The organism is uncultured Succinivibrio sp. (genome assembly GCF_902756765.1).
Lineage (GTDB): Bacteria > Pseudomonadota > Gammaproteobacteria > Enterobacterales > Succinivibrionaceae > Succinivibrio.
The window spans coordinates 1-6,535 of sequence record NZ_CACVSS010000093.1; the positions used below are offsets into that span (position 1 = coordinate 1).

The 6,535-nt window shown below is 40.4% G+C and carries 6 protein-coding genes and 1 pseudogene; 5 read left to right on the forward strand and 2 right to left on the reverse strand.

Annotated features, from left to right (window positions below):
* The 5 genes from QZU45_RS10270 to QZU45_RS10290 all read left to right on the forward strand — a co-directional run.
* Nucleotides 1-552 (forward strand): rhodanese-like domain-containing protein (locus QZU45_RS10270; protein ID WP_295355019.1); only part of this gene is annotated, 552 nt, incomplete at its 5' end.
* Nucleotides 553-1,158: 606 nt separating this feature from the next.
* Nucleotides 1,159-2,463 carry a four-carbon acid sugar kinase family protein gene (locus QZU45_RS10275; protein ID WP_295355022.1) on the forward strand — a complete coding sequence of 435 codons (1,305 nt, stop codon included), beginning with the start codon at nt 1,159-1,161 and terminating at the stop codon, nt 2,461-2,463.
* 24 nt (nt 2,464-2,487) lie between these two features.
* On the forward strand, nt 2,488-3,486 hold the full coding sequence (pdxA, locus tag QZU45_RS10280; protein WP_074943464.1) for a 4-hydroxythreonine-4-phosphate dehydrogenase PdxA: 999 nt from the start codon (nt 2,488-2,490) through the stop codon (nt 3,484-3,486).
* A gap of 38 nt (nt 3,487-3,524) precedes the next feature.
* Nucleotides 3,525-4,925, forward strand: coding sequence for a GntP family permease (locus QZU45_RS10285; protein WP_295355027.1), 1,401 nt, complete (start codon nt 3,525-3,527; stop codon nt 4,923-4,925).
* Nucleotides 4,926-5,213: 288 nt separating this feature from the next.
* A complete protein-coding gene (locus QZU45_RS10290; RefSeq protein ID WP_295355029.1) occupies nt 5,214-5,570 on the forward strand; it encodes a hypothetical protein in 357 nt (118 codons plus the stop codon).
* Nucleotides 5,571-5,700: 130 nt separating this feature from the next.
* Here QZU45_RS10290 and QZU45_RS10295 read toward each other — a convergent pair whose 3' ends face one another.
* Both QZU45_RS10295 and QZU45_RS10300 read right to left on the reverse strand, forming a co-directional pair.
* Entirely contained in the window at nt 5,701-5,943 is a 243-nt protein-coding gene (locus tag QZU45_RS10295; RefSeq protein ID WP_074943467.1) for a hypothetical protein, read from the reverse strand.
* Between the two features lie 280 nt (nt 5,944-6,223).
* Nucleotides 6,224-6,535, reverse strand: a pseudogene (locus QZU45_RS10300) (hypothetical protein); the annotation flags it as partial.

The window sequence follows — 6,535 nt, forward strand, 5'->3', positions numbered from 1 at the left end:
TTTATCTATGCTAATTCACATGCAGGTTACTATCCAGGAGCAAACCAGATCCTCTATAAGATGCTTTTCACAAAGGAAGGCAGAATACTTGGTCTACAGGCCATTGGCATGGATGGAGTTGAAAAGAGAGTTGACGTGGTGGCTACGGTGATAAGACTTGACGGCACAGTTCACGATCTTCTGGACTCAGAGATGTGTTATGCCCCTCCATTCAACTCAGCAAAGGATGCTGTAAACATTCTGGGTATGAATGCGCTTAATATCATAGAAGGCAAAGTCAAAATGGCTTTTCCAGAAGATCTTAAGGAAAGCTATCTGATTGATGTAAGACCAAAGGCTGTATTTATGAAGCAGACAATTGAAGGAGCTGTAAATATACCTGTAACCGAGATTAGAAATCGTCTTGATGAGATTCCTAGGGATAGGAAAGTGGTAATGTTCTGCAACACAGGATATACCAGCTATGTTGCATCAAGAATTGTAAATCAGAATGGCTTTGATAATGTTTATTCCTTCGGAGGTGGAATAGAGTTATACAAGGCTCAGAACTGATTTTTGATTTTTCAAAAAACGCGGAAATTCCATGACATAACCAACATTTTTTAACAAATGATCGGTACACAGTTAGCAAGTTTTGTACTTTCATTTTTATTTATAGAAATGATTCTGATATTCTTGCGACATTGTTAGTTGTCCTTGTTGGATAAAATCTAACTGATGAATTTGATGTTGTGATTGGATATTGCAGTGCCGATTTTGACACTGCAATTTTTTTTGTAATTTTTCAGTGCATTATCCTGCCCACGAACACATATTTTATAACTGAATCACAAAATTCAATTTTCCTACCTTTTTCTGTTATTCAAAAAAAGCTTTGAGAATCAATCAGTATATTTTCAAACAAAATTAACCTCCGGTATTCTGCTAAGCCTAGTCAATATTTGTATAGTATATTATCTACATTTTGACCAATTTCAGTCACGACAATTAAATCAGTCATATAAAACAATCATCAAAATGCGCATAAACACCTTTTAAAACACATTTATCACTCTTATTTACAAATAGTTTTTCTTAACATCTAAGATATACTTAAAGTAGAATTAAATCAGTCAATATAACTAAATATAACCATCAAACAAACATAACGGAGACAATATGACACAGTGTGTTGTTATTGCGGATGATCTGACGGGAGGAAACGCTACTGGTGTTCAGCTCAAACAGAGTGATTTCAAATCCATAAGCGTTCTCAACGCCTCAATGATAGATAATATGAAATCAGATGATATTGACTGTATTATCTATCCTACAGACAGCCGTGCAATTCCAAAGAAAGAAGCCTACAGCAGAATATATGAGGTCTGCGAAAAACTTAAAAGCAAAGATACCAAGGTATATTCAAAAAGAATCGACAGTACTCTAAGAGGAAATATCGGAGCAGAAACCGATGCAATGCTGGATTCTTTAGGAGAACAGTACACAGCCATTGTGGTTCCCACCTTTCCCTCCTCAGGCAGAACAGTAGTAGGAGGATATCTGCTGGTAAACGGAGCCCTGCTGCACAAAACAGATATAGCCATTGATCCTAAATGCCCTGTTAAGGTAGCTAAAGTCTCAACAATCATCAAGCAGCAGTCCAAATACAGAACCACCAATATCTACTCTGAAGACATGATGAACGGTAAACATCATCTGGCCGACATCATCAAGGAAAAAATCAGTAAAGGAAACAGAATAATCATCTTTGATGCGGTAACACAGGAAGATCTCGATCTGATTGCTGACGCCGTTATGACCAGTAAACAGAAGGTTCTGGCTGTAGACTCAGGAGCATTCACTGCAGCCTTAGCCCGTAAGGCTATAAAACCAAAGAACCAGATTGCAAAAAGTCACGTGCTGGTGGTTGTAGGAAGCGTCCATCCAACTACTGCAAGTCAGGTGGACAAACTGAAGATTATGCAGAGAACCGTCAGCGAAACAGTGGTTACAAAGGAATTTTTAGAATCTGACGAGCGACGTGAGAAAGAAATAACCAGAGTTGTCGAAGCTATTGTTGAGAACTACGACAAATTCCCTATCTCAACAGTTATCGGAGATGGACTTGATCTTAAGAAAAGAATTGATTTTAAACCTTATATGAAGAAAATGAATCTTTCCTTAGATGAAGTATCCGCAATCATCAATGATGCCTTTGCTGAGATTACCATCCGAATCTTTGACAGAGTTAAAGCCTTCAAGGGACTCTACTGCTGCGGTGGAGACATTACCGTTGCAGTCTGTGAGAAAGTGAAGGCAGCTGGTATCACTCTTGAGGATGAGGTTCTTCCACTTGCAGCCTACGGCTATATCAAGGGAGGTCCTCTTGATGGCTGTCATATCGTTACCAAAGGCGGAAGTCAGGGAAATCAGGACGCGCTCATAGACTGCGTCAACTACCTGAAGAAGAGATTATCAATTTAACGTAAAGTATAGGAGAAACAGGAAATGACAAAACCACTAATTGCTGTACCAATCGGTGATCCGGCCGGTGTCGGTCCAGAGATTGTTGTAAAGACTCTGGTATCCGATGAAGCAATGAATGTTGCTGATGTAATAGTTATTGGTGATCATCAGATCATCGAGCAGGCAATTAAAATCACAAAAGTAAATCTGAGTGTAAATATTGTTAACTCTCCTAAGGAAGGAAAGTATCAGAAGGGAGTTTTAAACCTTATTGATCTTAATAATATAGACATGTCCAAATTTGCCTTTGGAAAAGTCAACGGCATGTGCGGAAAGGCAGCTTATGAATATATCGAAAAATCAATTGAGCTTGCCATGAACCGTGAAGTACTTGCAGTGGCAACACCTCCTATCAACAAGGAATCTCTGCGTGCGGGCAATATCAATTTCATAGGTCATACCGAAATCTTCGGTGCGCTCACCAAGACACCAGATCCTCTGACCCTCTTCCAGGTTCACAAGCTTCGAGTATTCTTCCTGACAAGACATGTCTCTCTTCTTGAAATGCTGGGCATGATCAAAAAGGATCGAATCAAGGATTATGTAAAACGCTGCACCGATGCGCTTAAGAAACTTGGTGTAACCGAAGGTACCATGGCTGTTGCAGGTTTAAATCCTCATTCAGGTGAACACGGACTCTTTGGCTGGGAAGAAGTAAACGTAATAGCACCGGCCTGTAAGGAACTTCAGGATGAGGGCTTCAACGTGGTTGGACCAGTTCCTGCTGATTCAGTTTTCCACCAGGCTCATCAGGGAAGATACAACAGCGTTCTGTCTCTGTACCACGATCAGGGCCATATCGCCACCAAGACTCTGGACTTTGAAAGAACCATTTCCATCACTGCAGGAATGCCTATATTAAGAACCTCTGTAGATCACGGCACGGCATTTGATATTGCAGGAAAGAATATTGTAAGCGAGGTAAGTATGGTAGAGGCCGTTAAACTGGCCGCTGAATACGGACCAAACTATAACAGGTAAAACACCACTAAACACAAACAAACACAAAGGAGTTAATTATGATTGAAGGACTAAACGGAGGCCAGATGCTGTTGGGTCTGTTTATCGGACTTGCAGTTCTATTCTTCCTGGTACTCAAAACCAAGGTTCACAGCTTTGTAGCTCTGATTATTGCAACTGTAATCATAGGCGTTGTTGGAGGAATGCCTGTTAACGCAACAAAACTTGCTGACGGAAATACAATCGGCATCATCAAATCCATTACCTCAGGTTTCGGAGGAACCTTAGGAGGAATCGGTATCATCATCGGTTTTGGTGTAATTTTAGGACAGATCTTTGAAATGTCAGGTGCAGCAAAACGTATGGCCTATACCTTTATCAAGCTGTTCGGTAAAAAGAAGGAAGAAGAGGCAATGGCAATCACCGGCTTCTTCGTATCAATTCCAATTTTCTGTGACTCCGGTTTCGTGATCCTCTCACCTATCGCCAAAGCCATAGCAAAAGTTGTAAATAAATCAGTTGTAGCTCTAGGTGCAGCTTTAGCAGCAGGTCTGGTTATCACCCATACCATGGTGCCACCTACTCCAGGTCCTCTTGGTGTAGCTGGTATCTTTTCCATTGATGTCGGTACCTTCATTCTGATTAACCTGGTTCTAGCCATCCCAATGGTTCTGGGTGTACTGTTCTATGCAAAGACCTACCTGAACAAGCACTTTGATCTGGTTCCAAATGACAAGGGCTTTTTGGAGAAGATTGTCGGCGACTACAATCCAGATGCAGCCTTAAATGAGGATGACTCAAATCTGCCAAGTGCATTCATGGCATTTACTCCTCTGGTACTGCCAATTCTCCTGATTCTGATGAATACCATTCTTTCAGCACTGGGATTAAAGGAAGGTATCTTTAATATCATCATCTTCCTAGGTCAGCCAATTATCGCTGTAGGCATAGGCTTACTGGTTGCTATCGCAACCCTGATTCCAACAGTTGATAAGGAAACTGCCGTAAAAGAGATGGAAAAAGGCATGGCCTCTGCAGGTATCATCCTTCTGGTTACCGGAGCCGGTGGTGCCTTAGGTCAGATTATCAAGGACTCAGGACTTGGTACCTATATTGCTCAGGGCTTTGCAGCAGCAAGCATTCCAGTAGTTCTACTGCCAATGATTATTGCAACCTGTGTTCGCTTCATTCAGGGTTCTGGTACTGTAGCAATGATTACTGCAGCAGGTATTACCGCTCCAATCGTAATTGCAGCCGGTGCTAACCCAATGTTAGGCGCAATCGCCTGCTGCGTAGGCTCATTATTCGCCAGCTACTTCAACGACTCATTCTTCTGGGTTGTAAACAGACTGCTGGGTATCAGTCAGGTAAAGGATCAGCTGAAGGTCTGGACCGCTCCAACCACCATTGCCTGGGCTATCGGCTGTGTTGAAGTTCTGATTCTGTCAGTCTTCATGTAAGCAGTAATAAAATTAGACAATAAAATCTGTTTAACACCTTAGTAAAGAGCTCTCTAAAAAAAGGGGGCTCTTTTAATTTTAGCAGTGTTCCCCTGTGAATTAGGATATTAGCTCCAGTTACAGTAGGCGTTCAGCATAAAAATCATGTTTTATTGGATGCATTTTTGGTTAATTCTGTGTACTTCAACGGTCAATTTACTATACGTTTTATAATTTTTTCCGGCGTATACTTGGCATCAAAAGCAAGACATTTGTTGTTCCTAATTCAAACAGGCTAAGGAGCTTAATATGACGGAACATTATTGTCCACCAAGAGCTATAACAGACAAAACAATAATAAAAAGACGCTTCTACATATGCAGTCTGATTGTTTTTCTGATTATCTTCTCCATAAGCTGTGTAACCAGCTGGGGAGCACAAGATTTAATAGATAATATTGTAAGTCCCGAAGAGCTGCTTATTTACACCGTAATTGGCTTTATGCCAGCTCTGGTATTATTTGTTTACGCTTATTATTTTCTGACCGGAAGATTAAGAGACTGCGGAAAGAACACCTACCATGCCTGGTTTATTCTGATTCCACTGTTTGGATTGGGATACTGTATCTATCTGTGTTTCCCAGTGTCTAAAGAGATTACTACATAGCAACAGCTGGTGCGCATCCATATAACAAATACAGAAAAGTGTACCAGCTGAACTTTACACTGATTCAAACTGCTCAGGTACTAGTCTCTGAAGTCAACAAATACTTGCTGTCCTGAGCAATTCTCTATAATTAGCCTTTGAAGAAAACCTCTGTACGGGCGTCACGGCTTTCCTTTAAATACTCATCAAAGTCAATCTTGAGATTGATGTAGTCTTCATATGGTTTTACCAGACGAGGATCAGGATGACCTTTCATATTGATATCGAAAAAAGCCTTGATTGAAGCCATTTCTTCAATTCTTCTGTTTTTCTCGATTAGTTCTGCAGAAGTCAGATCTGCTGATGATAGTTCTGCTGTAGATAGTTCGCTCATAAAGTGCTCCTTAATGTTGTTTTTATGTTTGTTATGCTGATATTTTCTATGAACAGCACAAATAAAACTTGTGATCCCGTCAAAAAAATGAAGATTGCCTACACGAAGTCAGCTATCCATTTTTTTATCAGAAGTTATTACCTTGATTTCAACTGGTTACATGGATCACTATTTTTTATAGTGAGTCCTCCAACCACCATTAAAGTTTAGAACGGAAGAATTTGGATAAAATTAGAGCGATACAAAAGAAAGATCATATTATTTGAGAAGAAAGAATTCTTTATGCTCTGATCACGATGACACCACGCTTCTTTAAAGATTCACAGATATCCTCAGGAAGACCTTTATCAGTAACAACCATATCCAGATCATCTATATCGCAAATCTTATAAAGACTTGTTGCTCCGTACTTGCTTGAATCAACCACCAGAACCTTCTTGGCATGTCTCTTTAAAAGAGCCTTCTTGATTATCACCTTGGAGTAACTTGGAGTTGAAACACCTGGACTCTCATCAATCCAGGCATTGCAGGCTAAGAACACCAGATTAGGATTAATCTTCTCAAAATACTGTTTGGTATCATCGCCCGCACA

Bases quoted from the DNA above. Each gene is read 5' to 3' on its own strand.
- QZU45_RS10275 (WP_295355022.1), top strand. From the start codon at position 1,159: ATGACACAGTGTGTTGTTATTGCGGATGATCTGACGGGAGGAAACGCT.
- pdxA (WP_074943464.1), top strand. From the start codon at position 2,488: ATGACAAAACCACTAATTGCTGTACCAATCGGTGATCCGGCCGGTGTC.
- QZU45_RS10285 (WP_295355027.1), top strand. From the start codon at position 3,525: ATGATTGAAGGACTAAACGGAGGCCAGATGCTGTTGGGTCTGTTTATC.
- QZU45_RS10290 (WP_295355029.1), top strand. From the start codon at position 5,214: ATGACGGAACATTATTGTCCACCAAGAGCTATAACAGACAAAACAATA.
- QZU45_RS10295 (WP_074943467.1), bottom strand. From the start codon at position 5,943: ATGAGCGAACTATCTACAGCAGAACTATCATCAGCAGATCTGACTTCT.